Source organism: Litchfieldia alkalitelluris (assembly GCF_002019645.1).
Classification (GTDB): domain Bacteria; phylum Bacillota; class Bacilli; order Bacillales; family Bacillaceae_L; genus Litchfieldia; species Litchfieldia alkalitelluris.
This window is the reverse complement of record NZ_KV917374.1, coordinates 4,000,019-4,017,152: the sequence shown is the minus strand read 5'-3', so window position 1 is coordinate 4,017,152 and position 17,134 is coordinate 4,000,019. Positions and strand designations below refer to the sequence as shown.

The 17,134-nt window shown below is 34.8% G+C and carries 14 protein-coding genes and 1 other annotated feature; of the genes, 11 read left to right on the top strand and 3 right to left on the bottom strand.

Annotated elements, in window-relative coordinates; translation table 11 throughout:
• Window positions 1-1,214: 1,214 nt before the first annotated feature.
• Window positions 1,215-1,443: a binding site (T-box leader), on the bottom strand.
• 64 nt (window positions 1,444-1,507) lie between these two features.
• The gene (locus tag BK579_RS27105) at window positions 1,508-1,867 is read right to left on the bottom strand and encodes a DUF3899 domain-containing protein (protein WP_407936282.1); all 360 of its coding nucleotides are present in this window, start codon (window positions 1,865-1,867) and stop codon (window positions 1,508-1,510) included.
• Between the two features lie 357 nt (window positions 1,868-2,224).
• On the opposite strand from BK579_RS27105, the gene BK579_RS18715 reads away from it, so the two are divergent.
• From BK579_RS18715 to BK579_RS18690, 6 genes are all read left to right on the top strand, one after another.
• A complete protein-coding gene (locus tag BK579_RS18715) occupies window positions 2,225-3,880 on the top strand; it encodes a peptide ABC transporter substrate-binding protein (protein ID WP_078548084.1) in 1,656 nt (551 codons plus the stop codon).
• 315 nt (window positions 3,881-4,195) lie between these two features.
• Window positions 4,196-5,125, top strand: a complete 930-nt coding sequence (gene opp3b, locus BK579_RS18710; protein WP_078548082.1) for an oligopeptide ABC transporter permease — start codon at window positions 4,196-4,198, stop codon at window positions 5,123-5,125.
• Window positions 5,125-6,156: an oligopeptide ABC transporter permease gene (gene opp3C / locus BK579_RS18705; protein WP_078548080.1), complete on the top strand. Its 1,032-nt coding sequence runs from the start codon at window positions 5,125-5,127 to the stop codon at window positions 6,154-6,156. Before opp3b ends, opp3C begins: the two co-directional genes overlap by 1 nt.
• Window positions 6,157-6,175: 19 nt before the next feature.
• Window positions 6,176-7,231, top strand: a complete 1,056-nt coding sequence (locus tag BK579_RS18700) for an ABC transporter ATP-binding protein (RefSeq protein WP_078548078.1) — start codon at window positions 6,176-6,178, stop codon at window positions 7,229-7,231.
• A 2-nt stretch (window positions 7,232-7,233) separates the two neighbouring features.
• Window positions 7,234-8,175 carry an ABC transporter ATP-binding protein gene (locus BK579_RS18695; RefSeq protein ID WP_078548076.1) on the top strand — a complete coding sequence of 314 codons (942 nt, stop codon included), beginning with the start codon at window positions 7,234-7,236 and terminating at the stop codon, window positions 8,173-8,175.
• A gap of 404 nt (window positions 8,176-8,579) precedes the next feature.
• Window positions 8,580-9,776 (top strand): putative glycoside hydrolase, encoded by a 1,197-nt coding sequence (locus BK579_RS18690; RefSeq protein WP_078548074.1) that lies wholly within the window; start codon window positions 8,580-8,582, stop codon window positions 9,774-9,776.
• A gap of 134 nt (window positions 9,777-9,910) precedes the next feature.
• Here BK579_RS18690 and BK579_RS18685 read toward each other — a convergent pair whose 3' ends face one another.
• Window positions 9,911-10,102 carry a hypothetical protein gene (locus BK579_RS18685; RefSeq protein ID WP_078548072.1) on the bottom strand — a complete coding sequence of 64 codons (192 nt, stop codon included), beginning with the start codon at window positions 10,100-10,102 and terminating at the stop codon, window positions 9,911-9,913.
• Window positions 10,103-10,252: 150 nt separating this feature from the next.
• Here BK579_RS18685 and BK579_RS18680 point away from each other — a divergent pair, with 150 nt between their 5' ends.
• Window positions 10,253-10,828 (top strand): GNAT family N-acetyltransferase, encoded by a 576-nt coding sequence (locus tag BK579_RS18680; protein WP_078548070.1) that lies wholly within the window; start codon window positions 10,253-10,255, stop codon window positions 10,826-10,828.
• 313 nt (window positions 10,829-11,141) lie between these two features.
• Window positions 11,142-11,537: a transcriptional regulator SpxA gene (gene spxA, locus BK579_RS18675; protein ID WP_078548068.1), complete on the top strand. Its 396-nt coding sequence runs from the start codon at window positions 11,142-11,144 to the stop codon at window positions 11,535-11,537.
• Between the two features lie 814 nt (window positions 11,538-12,351).
• Here spxA and BK579_RS18670 read toward each other — a convergent pair.
• Complete coding sequence (locus BK579_RS18670; protein WP_078548066.1) at window positions 12,352-13,020, bottom strand: TerC family protein; 669 nt, start codon at window positions 13,018-13,020, stop codon at window positions 12,352-12,354.
• 335 nt (window positions 13,021-13,355) lie between these two features.
• Between BK579_RS18670 and mecA the strand changes: the two genes are divergently transcribed.
• The 3 genes from mecA to BK579_RS18655 all read left to right on the top strand — a co-directional run bounded on the left by mecA (window position 13,356) and on the right by BK579_RS18655 (window position 17,129).
• Window positions 13,356-14,030: an adaptor protein MecA gene (gene mecA, locus BK579_RS18665; RefSeq protein WP_078548064.1), complete on the top strand. Its 675-nt coding sequence runs from the start codon at window positions 13,356-13,358 to the stop codon at window positions 14,028-14,030.
• A 99-nt stretch (window positions 14,031-14,129) separates the two neighbouring features.
• Window positions 14,130-15,641, top strand: a complete 1,512-nt coding sequence (gene cls / locus BK579_RS18660; protein ID WP_078548062.1) for a cardiolipin synthase — start codon at window positions 14,130-14,132, stop codon at window positions 15,639-15,641.
• Between the two features lie 285 nt (window positions 15,642-15,926).
• The gene (locus tag BK579_RS18655) at window positions 15,927-17,129 is read left to right on the top strand and encodes a competence protein CoiA (RefSeq protein WP_169891185.1); all 1,203 of its coding nucleotides are present in this window, start codon (window positions 15,927-15,929) and stop codon (window positions 17,127-17,129) included.
• The last annotated feature ends 5 nt before the right edge of the window (window positions 17,130-17,134 follow it).

The following is a 17,134-nucleotide window of genomic DNA, read 5'->3' as shown; positions in this document are numbered from 1 at the left end:
AAAAAACTATGTAGTACCTAATATTCAGCAGTTTGAGTACGGATGTCTACCCTGAAAAAAGAAATGCTGAAGGCGCTCGTTCATCGGCGACAGGCATAAGACGAGCCGGCAAGAAGGTTGTGCTTTTTAACCTTCTTGCCGGATTGACTTATGACCCCGAGCCGATAGCGCCTGAAGCTAGACACTAAGCTAAGTATAATTTTTCATACTCCATGGTGCGAATTAAATTAGCATAGGTGTCTACCCTGAAAATACCTAATGATGTAGAGTTCCATGAGCTGCGATCCACTTGCCTTCCGCGGGGTGGTCCGTGAGCCTCCTCGTCGCCAGGAGCGGGCTCCTGCGGGGACTTAGACCTGAGAGCCGATAGCGCCTGGAGCTTGACACTACGCTAAGTATAAAGTTTTTTCATCCCCCATGGTGCGAAATACTTATTTAGCATAGATGTCTACCCTGGAAATACCTAGGTCAGAGAGTTTCAATTCCCTTACTAATGCCCAAAGCCCTACAAAGGGAATGAAAAGCGCGTTGTTTGATTCCCTTTCTCATGCCAAAAGCCATCCAAAGGGAATGAAAAGCATTGTTTCATTCCCTTTCTCATGCAAAAGCCATCCAAAGGGAATGAAAAGCATTGTTTGATTCCCTTTCTCATGCCAAAAGCCATCCAAAGGGAATGAAAAGCATTGTTTCATTCCCTTTCTCATGCAAAAGCCATCCAAAGGGAATGAAAAGCATTGTTTGATTCCCTTTCTTATGCCAAAAGCTCAACAAAGGGAATGAAAAGCATTGTTTGATTCCCTTTCTCATGCCAAAAGCCATCCAAAGGGAATGAAAAGCGTTGTTTGATTCCCTTTCTCATGCACAAAGCCTATGAAAGGGAATGAAAGATATTCGAGACCGAAAGATCAGTAGTTGTCTAGTTGCTCTCCCTCCACACTGAATGAACAAAACATTTTCATTCTCCATGGTGCGAATTTTTATTAGCATTGGGTTCTACCTTGAAGATAACTAAGGTTAGAGTTCCATGAGCTGTGATCCACTTGCTTTCCGCGGGGTGGTCCGTGAGCCTCCTCGTCGCCAGGGGCGGGCTCCTGCGGGGTCTCACGAGACCACTGGATCCCGCAGGAGTCAAGTGGCTCTTCGTTCATTCCATAGACTGCTTTTTTCTTATTTAGAATTTTTTGGCAAATAAAAAAACCACTCCTCCCCTTTGGAATAGGGACGAATGGTTACCGCGTTGCCACCCTAGTTATTTCTGTTAAAGAAATCACTTAGTACCGATTAGATCGGAAACCTTATAACGTTAGGTTAAACGTCTATATCTACTATATTTCAATATAGATGCTAAAAAGTCCATTCCACATTTTTCATTACTTGTTCTCACCAGCCACAAGCTCTCTTTAAATGGGTAAAATGTGTACTATTCTTCATCGTTGCATTTGAATATAAATAATTATTTATTATATCTAAATCTCTATAAAGATGCAATCTTTTGAAATAATCTGGACTAATAAAGTAAGAGAGCAATGATCATTATAAATAGTAAAGATACACCCGTTATTAAGAAAATGAAGGGAATGTTATTTATAGTTTCTGATGGCATTCTCATTTCATCTAAATCCTCGATAACCTGATATCTTGTCGTGTGTTTATAAAGTTTTCGAAAAGAATATGTAATACCATCAAAAAAACCTTTTTTCGTTATAAAAGTAAGCAAACCGAACAGAATAAAAATTGAGGAAAAACCAAAAGTTATATTTATAAAGTGTAATAATGAAAATTCTTTATAGAAAATGAGTGATATGAGTACAACAAGAACGAGTGAAGTCAGTGTAAAAATAATTGAGTTATATATATATTTAGGCATTTTCATATTTTCGCTCCAGTATTTTTTCAAGTAGTATAACAAAAACAGCTATTAATTCGCAAAAATAAATAATTTATTAGAATAATATTAATTTTAAAATAACAATATTTAAATATAATATTTTACATATTAAATCTAGAAAATAGGGATAATATTACAAAAAACCAGTGAATTTAAACAGAGGTTATACATAGGTAAAAATACCTATTTTTTATATTTTTAGTGCTTTTAAATCAAGGTTTATGTTGTTTTATCCAATAAAAACCAATGCACGAAATTTTTTAACTATGTATAATAGTTTCTGCAACCCAAAAAACGAACATGCTTTTTTGGAATAATATTATAGGGGGACATAAGATGAAAAAGTCAAAATACTTATTAGTTCTGATTCTGATCATTAGTACGGTTCTTGCTGCATGTGGTGGTACAGATAATGCAGGGGACAATGCTGATACTGGATCAGAGAAGGTAGAACAAGTACTTAATATTTTAGAGACTGCCGAAATTCCTACAATGGATACTGTTATGGGTACAGATGCAGTTGCGTTCAATGTGATGAACCAAGTATTTGAGGGGTTATATCGTTTAGATGAAAATAACAAGCCAGTACCTGGTGTTGCTATTGACCACACTGTAAGTGAAGACGGTACAGTATATACATTCAATCTCCGTGATGATGCTGTATGGTCAAATGGTGAAAAGGTAACAGCTAATGACTTTGTGTTTGCGTGGAGACGAGCTGTTAACCCAGAAACTGCGTCTGAATATGGACCTTATATGATGTCAGGTGTAATTACCAATGCTACAGAGATTGCTAACGGTGAGTTAGGTATTGAAGAATTGGGTGTTAAGGCAGTGGACGATACAACGTTTGAAGTTACATTAGAGCGTCCAGTACCTTATTTTGATACTTTAATGACATTCCCTACATTCTTTCCTCAAAACGAAGCATTTGTTACAGAACAAGGCGATAAATATGCACTTGAGGTGGAACAAATGATTTTCAATGGTCCATTTGTGCTTTCGAATTGGGAGCATGAAGTAGGTTGGACGATGGATAAGAACAATGACTATTGGGAAGCTGATGTTGTTTCTTTAGATTCTATTGAGGTAAAAGTTGTAAAAGATCCAGCTACATCTGTTGGACTTTATGATACAAATAAAATTGACATGTCAGGTGCACTTTCATCAGAGTTCGTTGATAAATACCGAAGCCATGCTGATTTTATGAGCTATGGAGAGCCTACAATTTTCTGGTTTAAATTTAACCAAACTAAAAATGAAGCATTAGCAAATGTTGATGTTAGAAAAGCGATTTCGATGGCGATCGACAAACAAGGGATGTCAGATGTTATTTTAAATAACGGGTCAGTACCAGCTAATTATGCTGTTCCTGCTGATTTTGTAAAGCATCCTGAAACAAATGAAGACTTCCGTGCTGCAAATGGTGATTTTAATGTTTATGATGTTGATAAAGCTCAAGAACACTGGACTGCTGGTTTAGCTGCATTAGGCACTGATGCAGTTACAATTGAAGTTCTTGGTGGAGATACTGAAACTGCAGTAAAGATGCAAGAATTTATTAAAAACCAGCTTGAAACAAATTTACCTGGATTAACAATCAATCTTAAAAATGTGCCATTTAAGCAACGTCTTGATCTTGACACGAACATGGATTACGATATCCAACTTGCTGGATGGGGTCCTGATTATTTAGATCCAATGACATTTGCTGACCTTTGGGTTACAGATGGTGGTAATAATAAAATGGGTTATTCAAATCCAGAGTATGACCGCTTAATTAATGAAGCGAAAACAACTCTAGCGGCTGATCCAGTTGCTCGTTTTGAAGCAATGCAAGAAGCAGAAAGAATTCTGCTAGAAGAAGATGCTGCAATTGCACCGTTATACCAACGAGGTACTTCTCAATTATTAAGACCATATGTTAAAAATCTTTATATCCATTCGTTTGGACCAGATTATTCATTTAAATGGACAAGCATTGAAAAATAAAGGTTAAGGTAGTTAAAACTTTATATAAAAGAGGATGACTTGTGTGCGGGGAGGTGTGATTATCATTTCAAAGAATTTTCTTTAATGATAACTCGTCTCCACGCAAGTTATCCTCTTTTTCAATATATGAGAAGTTTTAGAAAATTTACTCAACAACCGACTCTATTAGTTACATGTTCAGATTAGTTTCCAGCCCTGCTGGAAGATTGCCAAATAGAAATGAACATGAAACTAATCTTTTTTCATACCACTCATTTCTATTTGGCAGTATTATCATTTGAAAAACTCGTAAGAAATTATAGGAGGTGTCGTTAAATGGCTAAGTACTTGATTCAAAGAATATTTTATATGTTTATTACCCTATTTATCATTGCATCAGCCACATTCTTTTTAATGAAGCTAATGCCGGGTACTCCATTTACAGCCGAGGACAAAATGACAGAACAACAGCAAGCTGTCGTTAAAGAAAAGTATGGATTAAATGATCCTGTACCGATACAGTACCTAAAATATATGGGGAATCTAATGCAAGGTGATTTAGGTGTTTCCTTCCAGTTTGACGGTAGAGATGTAACAGGGTTGATTTTAGATCGTATTGGCCCATCAGCTTATTTAGGATTTCAATCAATGATCTTCGGTACAATTATTGGAGTGCTTTTTGGGATTTTAGCTGCATTAAAACAAAATACTATATATGATTATGGATCTACAATTTTAGCTGTTTCAGGAAAAGCAATCCCTTCATTCGTTTTTGCTGGACTTCTCCAGTATTTTATCGCGGTAGAACTAGAATGGTTACCTGTCGCATTCTGGGATGGATTTGAATATACGATTCTACCTACCATTGCACTAGCAATGTTTCCATTAGCAACAACTGCAAGATTCATGAGAACTGAAATGATAGAAGTTTTAAACTCAGACTATATTTTATTAGCGAGAGCTAAAGGAGTCCGTCCATTTACAATTGCTTTTAAACATGCGATGAGAAATGCATTAATACCGATTATTACAGTACTAGGGCCTCTAGCAGTTAGTTTGATGACGGGATCTTTAGTAATAGAAAAAATATTCTCAATCCCAGGACTAGGTGAGCAGTTTGTTCGCTCAATTACATCAAATGATTACCCAGTAATTATGGGAACAACATTATTCTTTGCAGGATTATTTATCTTCATTGTTTTAGTTGTAGATATTTTATATGGAATTATTGATCCTCGTATAAGATTGGCTGGAGGTAAAAAATAATGAAACAAAACTTAGAGAATTTACCAAAAGAATTATTTAAACCAGCTCAATTAGATACCCATAAAGGGGAAGAAATTACTAAACCAAGTTTAACTTATTGGCAGGATGCTTGGAGAAGTTTAAGAAAAAATAAAGCAGCTATATTTGGTCTAATTCTTATCATCGTGGTTGCATTTCTTGCTATTTTTGGACCGATGATGAATAATCATGGATTTGATGATCAAGATTTATCTCGTGCAAAGCTACCTCCGAAAGTGCCTGTGTTAGAACATGTAAGCTGGTTAGGATTAGACGGTACTATGGAAGCGCCTGATGGTAGTGGTGTAGTAGATGTATATGAACAAAAAGGAATAACGGATTATTTTTGGTTTGGAACTGATGGTTTGGGACGTGATTTATGGACTCGTGTATGGTCTGGAACACGTATTTCTTTATATATTGCTCTTTTAGCAGCAGTCATTGATATGATCATTGGAGTTGCCTATGGCGGAATCTCTGCTTATTATGGTGGTCGAACTGATAATGTTATGCAAAGGATTATTGAAGTATTAGTTGGAATTCCTAACTTGGTAGTTGTAATATTAATGATCCTTGTACTAGAACCAGGTATTATTTCGATAACTGTTGCATTAACAATTACAGGTTGGGTAGGGATGGCCCGGATTGTCCGTGGTCAAATCTTAAAGTTGAAAAACCAGGAATTTGTCTTAGCATCAAAGACCTTAGGTTCTAAGGATTCAAAAATTATTACGAAACATCTCATACCTAATGTGGCCGGCGTTATTATTATTAATACAATGTTTACAATTCCTAGTGCGATCTTCTTTGAAGCATTTTTAAGCTTTATTGGATTAGGATTACAACCACCGACAGCTTCACTCGGAACATTGATTGAAGATGGTTATAAATCAATTCAAATCTTCCCTCACATTATGATCTTTCCTGCAATTGTGATCAGTGCGCTTATGATTGCATTTAACTTAATGGCAGATGGATTACGTGATGCCTTAGATCCAAAAATGCGCGACTAAAAAAGGTAGGTGAATACAGATGGCAAAAATATTGGAAGTGAATGATTTACATGTATCATTTGAAACCTTTGCAGGTGAAGTACAGGCAATTAGAGGAGTTAACTTTGATTTGAATAAAGGTGAGACACTAGCAATCGTTGGAGAATCTGGTTCAGGTAAATCTGTTACTACAAAGTCTATAATGGGGCTTTTACCTAACGGAATTGGGAAAGTTAAACAAGGTGAAATTATTTTTAATGGAAAAGATTTAGCAAAAGCTAGTGAGAGAGAAATGCAGAAAATCAGAGGGAAAGAAATTTCGATGATTTTCCAGGATCCGATGACCTCACTTAATCCGACCATGAAAATCGGTGTTCAAATCATGGAAGGTTTGATTATCCATCAAAAACATAGCAAGGGTGCTGCGAAGGAAAAGGCGATTGATTTATTGAAACTTGTAGGTATACCGAATCCTGAAGCGAGATTCAATCAGTACCCACATCAGTTTTCTGGTGGAATGAGACAACGCGTGGTCATTGCGATTGCATTGGCTTGTAATCCTAAAGTACTTATTGCTGACGAACCTACAACGGCCCTTGATGTAACGATTCAAGCACAAATATTAGAATTAATGAAAGATATCCAAAAGAAGATAGATACGTCAATTATCTTTATTACCCATGATTTAGGTGTGGTAGCCAATGTCGCTGACCGGGTGGCGGTAATGTATGGCGGTAAAATTTGTGAAATTGGTACTGTAGATGAAGTCTTCTATAATCCTCAGCACCCCTACACATGGGGATTACTTAGCTCTATGCCAAGCTTGGATTCAGACGGAGAATTATATGCGATTCCTGGAACACCTCCAGATTTATTATATCCTCCAAAAGGAGACGCGTTTGCACCACGAAATGAATTTGCTTTGCAAATTGATTTTGAGATGGAGCCACCGATGTTCAAGGTATCAGAGACACATTATGCAGCAACTTGGCTGCTTCATCCAGATGCACCAAAGGTAGTGCCGCCAGTTGCAATTCAGGAACGTAGAGCAAAATATTCCTCTAATCAAAAGGCAGAGCAAAAGGGGGATGAGTAAGGATGGCTAATAAAGAAAAATTAGTGGAGATAAAAAATCTAAAGCAATACTTTAATGTTGGAAAACCAAATCTTGTTAAAGCTGTAGATGGGATTTCGTTTGATATATATAAAGGAGAAACATTAGGTCTTGTTGGTGAGTCAGGTTGTGGAAAATCGACTACTGGACGCACGATTATTCGACTTTATGATGCAACAGATGGACAGGTACTATTTGAAGGGAAAAATGTTCACGGAAAAAAGTCGAAAGCCGAATTAAAAGAATTTAACCGTAAGATGCAAATGATTTTCCAAGATCCTTATGCAAGTTTAAATCCTCGATTAACTGTTGCAGATATTGTAGCAGAAGGTATTGATATTCATGGACTGGCTTCTGACAAAAAAGATCGTATGAGTAAAGTGTACGAATTGTTAGAAACGGTTGGATTAAATCGAGAGCATGCGAATCGCTACCCACATGAATTTAGTGGTGGTCAGAGACAACGAATTGGGATTGCCAGGGCATTAGCCGTTGAGCCTGAATTTATAATTGCTGACGAACCCATTTCGGCTCTTGACGTTTCAATTCAAGCTCAAGTAGTAAACTTATTGAAAAAACTTCAAGAGGAAAAAGGTTTAACGTATTTATTTATTGCACATGACCTTTCAATGGTTAAATATATCAGTGATCGTATTGGTGTAATGTATTTTGGTAATATTGTTGAATTAGCAGATAGTGATGAATTATACAATAATCCAATTCATCCATACACCAAAGCGTTGTTATCTGCAATTCCTTTACCAGATCCTCAGTCAGAACGAACAAGACAAAGATTGATCTATGACCCTAAGGATCATAATTATGGATCGAATGATAATGTGAAGCTAAGAGAAATCAAGCCGGGTCATTATGTTTCGTGTTCTGAACAAGAATTTGAAGAGTACAAAAGACAAAACAATATCTAAAAAATAAAGGTTACCCATAAATGTACTTCACGTAATTAAATTCTGTGAATTATCATTAGGGTAACCTTTTTTTGGTTATTTTTGATAAAGAAAGAGCATATGGAATAACTAACAGAAAGAAGTAATCATGAAATACATAAAGAATGAAAAAACTAATGGTATATAGAAATTGATCTACTTGTTTTTTAGTAAGACCACCATTTAAATAAATGGCTCTGTTATTTATTAAGTTATTGTGGTGGGACGTTTGATTCCTGGTTCTTAAGGGAAGGAGAAACCCGATACCTCCAAGCTTAAATGCACAGGAGAATCCGGACTACTACTACTGCTTTGTGTGTTCAATTGCCAGGGCAAACACTATCATTTACGTAACAGAGCTGAAAATAAAAACTGGAGGTTGTTACATGTGGAAAAGAAGTACGTTACTAATTTCTGTAATATTCATCACATTAATGATGTCGCAAAACGTCTTTGCTGAACCAGTTCAACTAGGTGCAGATAATCATCCGTTTAAACAGCTGAATCGAGAAACAAGGGTTATCCCTGAAAAGCCTGCAAGATTTAAGTTTGATTCTGGTCTTTCATTTGAATATCCTGAAGCTGTGAGAGGGATTTACGTGACCGGCCATTCTGCTGGTGGGAGTAGGTTTAAAGAACTTCTTTCACTAATTGAAAAGACTGATCTTAATTCAATGGTCATTGACATTAAAGATGATCATGGCTTTTTAACCTATAAACCAAAAAAGGATTCAACCTATTCTGAAATTGGACAAAACTATATCAAAGACCCACGAAAACTTTTAGAAAATCTTTCAGAAAGAGATATTTATCCGATTGCTCGAGTAGTTGTTTTTAAGGATACTGTTTTAGCGAAAAAGAAACCTGAGCTCTCATTTCGGGAAAACGGAAAAGTTTGGGCCAATAATAGAGGAGAATCTTTTGTTAATCCTTATTTAAAAGAAGTTTGGGATTATAATGTAGGAATTGCAATAGAAGCAGCAAAATTAGGCTTTAAAGAAATTCAGTTTGATTATGTTCGTTTCCCAGAGGGATTTGAGAAACGAGATAAACAGTTGAAATATGGATTGGGCGAGTATGAAAAAGATAACAATGGTGAGCTGCCAAGTAGAGTACATGCTGTAACAGATTTTGTTGAATATGCAAAAAAAAGTTTGGAGCCATACGATGTTAAGGTTTCTGTAGACATATTTGGATATTCTGCTACTTTACCTGAAGCACCCGGAATTGGACAAAATTTTTCGGAAATATCCGAGCATGTCGATATAATATCATCGATGATTTATCCTAGCCACTGGACTAGTTATTTTGGAATTGCCAAGCCTGATCTTGAGCCATACCGACTAATTAGTGAATATGCAAAATTTGAAAAGAAAAAACTTAATGAATTAGATCAAAAACCGATATCAAGGCCATGGATTCAGGATTTTACTGCTAGTTGGCTTGGAAGTGGGAACTATATAGTATATGGTAAAGATGAGGTAGAAGCCCAGATTAAAGCATTAAATGATAATGGAATAACTGAGTTTCTTTTATGGAATGCGGGAAATACCTATACAAAAGGAGTCGATTATACTCCATAATTTAATGAGTGTAGAAATTAGAGAAGCGATTGGTAATCCAATCGCTTCTAATAAAACCTGTCTATCTTCGTACGTCGTCTGAAGAGTAGTTGGAACCTTTGTTTTCCATTAATACAATATTTAAGATCGAAAACTTATTTTTTAATTCCTGTTCCGCCAACTTTTTTCCAGCCAGATTGCATTCTGTCTGATTTATCAACAAATTCTGATTTGGTTTTACCACCGAAAACAGAAATGCCTAATCCGTTTGTGACTACACCCATAATTGCCGTGATACCGATTACAAGTACTGCAACAATAGAAAAATCGATGATGTAACTAATCATATGTATCCCTCCAATTATTAACTTCTTCTTTTATTTTATGTTAAAAAGGAGATTAATTAAAGAGTAAATCTTTAATTAGTGGACAAGGTCTTGAAAATTTCTCACGTTTTCATTTAGGAAGGACTATAAATATAATGAAAGGAGAATAAAATGAATTGGTATGATAAATTAAATCAATATTTTCCGATTGAAGAAATGAAGTCAAAAGAACACATAGAAGCCCTTCTAACTGAGAAATCCGATATTTATCATAAGGATGAAGGAAAATATCATGTTTTAATGTATGTAGAGCTTCATGACTTTATTTTCATTGATTATTTATTTGTATCGAAAGAGTCAAGAGGTCAAGGTTTAGGGCATAAGTTAATTGAAAAATTAAAGGCTAAGGGGAAGCCGATACTTCTTGAGGTCGAACCGATTGATTATAATGATTCTGATACAGAAAAAAGGCTAAAGTTTTATAAAAGAGAGGGTTTTCAACACGCACATTCTATTGGTTATCGAAGAAGGTCTTTAGCTACTAAAAAAGTAAATGAGTTAGAAATTCTTTATTGGTCACCTAATTCTGAATCAGAAGATGAAATTTATAATGCAATGAAAAGAACGTATAAGCTTGTACACACATATAAAGACAAAGAAATGTACGGAGAATCGTATGAGAAAGTAGATAAAGTATTAACTTATAAACAAGATCAATCGAAGGATATTTTTCGTGAATTAGATTAAGTGAGCGTATAAGGGGGTAAATCAAATTATATTTGGTTTACTTCCTATTTTTTTAGATTTAAAATAATAAAAGAGCATTATCATACATATCACGCTATTTGAGAAAATTGTCGTATCATTTTTGTATAACTTTTATAGTATTTTTATTAATTTATATATCTTTCTATATATATTTGATGTATAATAATTAAGAGAAATTACTTAATTAAATTAATTTTAATTTAAAGATGGTATTAAACTCAAGATGCTAATCATTGTAGGTTAGTTAGACTAACTAGTACCATATATCAATTAATCCAAAGGAGTGATATTAATGGTTACTCTTTATACATCACCAAGCTGTACGTCTTGTAGAAAAGCTAAATCATGGCTAGAAGAGCATCATATTTCATATGTTGAAAGGAATATTTTCTCTGAATCTCTTTCTATTGAAGAAATTAAGGAAATTCTTCGTATGACTGAAGATGGAACTGATGAGATCATTTCTACTCGTTCAAAAATATTCCAAAAACTAAACATCAATCTAGAGGCAATGCCATTACAGGATTTATATGAGCTTATTCAAAAAAATCCAGGCTTACTTAGACGTCCAATTATTATTGATGAAAAGAGATTACAGGTTGGGTACAACGAAGATGAAATTCGTCGTTTCTTACCTAGGAAAGTACGTACTTACCAATTACGTGAAGCACAGCGTCTAGTTAACTAGTATGTTAACCGAGGATATTCCATTAAGTGATGCACACTTATGGGACATCCTCGTTTTTTGTTTTATAAAAGTTATTTCGGGTAGACCTCCATGTAATTAGATTTGCACCATGGAGGATGAAAAATTTTTTCACTCAGTGTGGAATGAGCGAAGAGCCACCTGACTCCTGCGGGATTTAGCGGTCTCGTGAGACCCCACAGGAGCCAAAAGTAACGAGGAGGCTCACGGACCACCCCGCGGAAAGCAGTGGATCGCAGCTCATGGAACTCCACAACCAAAGTTATTTTCAGGTAAGACTTTCATGCTAATTTAATTCGTACCATGGAGAATGCAAATGTTTTGTTCACTCAGTGTGGAGGTAGAGCAACTAGACAACTACTGATCTTTCGGTCTCGAATATCTTTCATTCCCTTTCATAGGCTTTGTGCATGAGAAAGGGAATCAAACAACGCTTTTCATTCCCTTTGGATAGCTTTTGGCATGAGAAAAGGAATGAAACAATGCTTTTCATTCCCTTTGGATAGCTTTTGGCATGAGAAAGGGAATCAAACAACGCTTTTCATTCCCTTTGGATAGCTTTTGGCATGAGAAAAGGAATGAAACAATGCTTTTCATTACCTTTGGATAGCTTTTGGCATGAGAAAAGGAATGAAACAATGCTTTTCATTCCCTTTGTTGAGCTTTGTGCATGAGAAAGGGAATGAAACAACGCTTTTTATTCCCTTTGTAGGGCTTTGGGCATTAGTAAGGGAATTGAAACTCTCTGACCTAGGTATTTTCAGGGTAGACACCTTTAAAAGAGGTCTCAAATCTACTATGCCGTTGAAGCATTAAATTTGTTTGAAAAATAACCAGCTACTATAACCAGAATAATCGTGATAAAAGGAACTAGTTGGATAACCTGTACATGTTGATCATAAAGATATTGTAATTTTTCTTCATGAATCATCATTTTCCCCGCAGTATAAGCTAAAATAGCTGCTCCAACATAAATAAAGATCGGGAAGCGTTCCATTATAAATAGAATTAACTTACTACCCCATATAATAATTGGGATTGAAAAAATCAGTCCCAATACTACTAGTTGGAAGTTACCATGAGCAGCTCCAGCAACCGCAATAACGTTATCAAGCCCCATTACCAAATCGGCAATAACAATTGTTTTAACGGCACTACTTAAACTTATTCCTCCCTTAATAGAAGAATGGTCCTCCTGCTTATCTGTTAATAGTTTATAAGCAATGAGAATGAGGAAGAATCCGCCAACAAATTGTAAAAATGGGATATCAAGAAGAAAAACAGCAAGAATTGTACAAATAATCCTCAATCCGATCGCCATCACTGCTCCAAGAACGATAGCTTTGTTACGCTGCTTTTCAGGGAGGTTTTTACAGGCGAGGGCAATAACAATTGCATTATCACCACCAAGGATGATATCTATACCGATAATTATTAGTACTGAAGTGATCAATTCTAAATCCATATGTCTCCTCCCTTAAACGCTGTACTTATATATATATAGCAATGGTTGTACTAAGATATGACTATTCTATTTTCTTTGTGGACTTATTTCTTTCAATAAAATAGGCAATATATTATAATATAACTAAACAATCTAGACTTTAGGTCAAATGATTGTTTTTTTAAAATTGGTTATTTTCATTTCCATTCTCCTTATTTGTATCATAAAATAAAGTACAAGATAATATATCATTAAACAATGATTACCTAACATCATTTTTGGATAAGGTGAATAAGAGCACAATTGCTCGGGGGTTATGGTCCCTTCAAATTAGAGCTGGAAGGGAGAGACTAAGGATGGAGATAGAACGTATTAATGAACATACGGTAAAATTTTATATATCGTATATAGATATAGAAGAGCGTGGATTTGACCGAGATGAAATTTGGTATAATCGTGAGAGAAGTGAAGAACTTTTTTGGGAAATGATGGATGAAGTTCACCAAGAGGAAGAATTCACTGTGGAGGGTCCGCTATGGATCCAAATTCAAGCACTCGAGAAAGGACTAGAAGTCTTAGTCACTCGAGCCCAAATATCTAAGGATGGGCATAAATTTGATTTACCTGTAGATGATAAATTTCCTGTAGATGAAAAGATTGAATCGCTACTCGACCAACAATTTAATTCTAAATCTATGAATAATGATGATGATAATATATCTGAATTGGATGAAGAAAGCTTTCAATTTTTAATCCACTTTAGAGATTTTGAGGATGTTATTTCTCTCGCTCATCGTACAGAATTAAAAGATTTAAACAATAGCTTATATGTGTATAAAGATAAGTACTATCTATATATCGAATTTAATGAAGACTTTTATACTGAGGAAGAACTAGAAAATATGTTAAGCATTGTACTTGAATATGGAGATGAATCCACCCTAACTATTCATAGACTGATTGAATATGGGAAGGAAATTGTTCAAGCTAATGCTCTAAAAGAATTAACAACATATTTCCCTCCAAAATAAGACCGATTTCAATCTTGAAATCGGCCTTATTTATATCGAGCTTTGACAATAAAAATCAAGAATACATTTTTTAGTTGTCATATTAAAGAAGGTGAATGATTGAAAAATACATTGCAAGTCCTGATATTTTTAATTTCAATTTTTCTACTATTATTTTTTACTAAAAGCTTGTGGGAAGGCTGGCTTTTAGGCGTATTAAGTATTTTAACCACCTTATCAGTTATCTTTATTAGCTTTGTTATATTTTTAGAAAATCGTCGACCAACACAAACATTAACATGGCTTGTGGTACTTGGAAGTTTTCCTTTGTTGGGTTTTTTCTTTTATTTATTATTCGGTAGAAATTATCGTAAAAAAAAGCTATTTAGACAAAAGGCGTTGTTTGACGAAGAAGCTTATTTAAGAGTAGAAGGAAATATTGATCAATTAGAAGATAAAATTGAACATATGGAAGAAAACAAGCTTCTTTTTCGCTTAGCACATAAATTAGCCAAAAGCCCGATTACCTTTTCAACGGACACTCGGGTTTTAACAAATGGAGAAGAAACGTTTAATGAGATTTTTGCTCAATTAGAAAAAGCTTCACACCACATACACCTAGAATACTATATCGTTAGAGATGATGAAGTTGGTCAAAAATTAAAAAATATATTAATTGATCGTGCAAAGAAAGGTGTACAAGTAAGATTTTTATATGATGCTGTTGGTAGTTGGAAATTATCTAAAAAATACATTTCTGATTTGAAAGAAGCAGGGGTAGAAATCGTAGCCTTTTCTCCAGTAAAGCTTCCATTTCTTAATAATAAAATCAACTTTAGAAATCATCGGAAAATCATTGTAATTGATGGAACAATTGGATTTGTTGGAGGACTCAATATTGGAGACGAATACTTAGGAAGAGACAAGTATTTTGGATTTTGGAGGGACACTCATCTAGTTGTAAAAGGTGAAGCAGTAAGGTCATTACAATTAATCTTTCTCCAAGATTGGCATTATATGACTGGGAAAGCATATTTATCTCAAGACTATCTCTCACCACAACTGTTAGAAGGTGATCAATTTGGTGGTGGTGTCCAAATGATTGCTGGAGGACCCGATAGTGAATGGGAGATAATTAAGAATTTATTTTTTGCAATGATTATTTCTGCAAAGAGGAGTATATGGATTTCTTCTCCCTACTTTATTCCTGACGATGATATTCTATCTGCTCTGAAAATTGCAGCTTTAAGCGGTATTGATGTAAGGATATTAGTTCCACAAAGACCTGATAAGAAAATTGTCTTTTATGCTTCACGATCTTATTTCCCTATTCTACTGGAGGCTGGAGCAAAAATATATGAATATAAAGATGGTTTTATGCATAACAAAATCATCATAGTGGATGGTCAATTGGCTTCTATTGGTACGGCTAATATGGATATGAGGAGTTTTCATCTTAATTTTGAAATCAATGCGTTCCTTTATAAGACAAGCAGTACGACAAAGCTTGTAAGTGACTTTTTAGAAGATTTTGATCGCTCCAGTTTAATCATATTAGAAGAGTTTAATAAGCGTTCGTTAAAGCAACGAATTATTGAGTCTACCTCAAGATTATTATCACCACTTCTATAAAAGAAGGTTATTCTCTTAGTATCCTGGCTGTTATACAGCTAGAAAATACTTTAGGAATAACCTTTTTTGCAGGAGATTTCGGTTTTGGTATCGAATAAACAAAAGATGAAGGGCTCTTTTCTGAAAGATCATTGCTAATTGACCTAATTTAAACTGAAATACCCTATATTTTCCTATAATAGGAAGTAAAGGTCGACTCTTGGCAGTTAAAGTTAACTTAGACGCCCTTTTTAAAAGTAACAAAGTATATGAAAATAACCAATATCAAAAAGGAGTGATAGAATTTTGTTAGTTGCATTAAGAGAAAAGGGTGGATACATTTCATTATTGGACTTACGGGATAAGGAAGAGCTTAGACAGTTAAGAAGGAATGAAATCTTTCTCTGCCCAGTATGTAAGGTTAAATTGATGTTGAAAATTGGCGATAAAAAAGCTGTACACTTCTCACACCAAAAAGAGATGAAGTGCCATGTTCAAACAGAAGCAGAGTCAGTCAATCACCTACAAGGTAAACAGCAATTGTTTCATTGGATCATAAACCAATATCCCCAAGCTCAATTAGAACCATATATAGGAGAAATTTTACAAAGACCGGATATTTCCTTTTACGTAGAAAAGAAATTATTTGTCATTGAATATCAATGTTCGAGGATTTCGGAGGAATTGTTTCGGAAAAGAACATTATCATACCTTAAATTAAACATTGAACCGCTTTGGATTATCGATTCTAGTTGGATCAAACAAGTCTCAGTACACAAATTTACTTTGTCCCCTTTTCTATGGCAATTTGCAACAAGCCATGAAGCATTACCAATAAAGTTGATCTTTTATTCTCCAGAGGACCAAACCTTCAAGATATTAACCTCGATTATCCCTTATTCAGAATCGATTATTTATGGCTCAGTCAGTAACTTCCATTCATCGGAAATTAGCTTAACACAGCTTATCAGTTCTCCAATTACCAATTATCAATTCAGAAATTATAAAAAGGATTGGCTTTTTCAAAAAATTAACTTCCGTATGCATTTCTCTATTCATCCTCCTAGAAAATATAACCAACTTCTTAATAAGCTTTATTCTTTATATATCCCACCTGGACATATACCAGCAGAAACAGGATTACCATGTACTAAAATGTATTGGATTCAGACAAACTCAGTGATATGGCAGTTATGGATTCTTCTGGATTCAATTCATCTTATTAAGATCGGAGAAAATATAACCTATAAAAGTGTTTACAGTAATTTTATGAAGAGGGTAGATGAAGGTCATATCAATTTAAGGGTTCTTCCTTTAGTTCGTTCACAATCACATGTTTCTCATGCCATAATGGAGTATCTTCAAACACTACAATACCTTGGAATACTTAAGCGAACATCAACTACAAGTTTTAAAAAAATCTCACAAATTCTTATTCCAAATAATCATGAAACTGCTTCAAACCTTGATTTGAAAGTCATTGAAATAATAGCAAAAATGATAAAATAAATTTA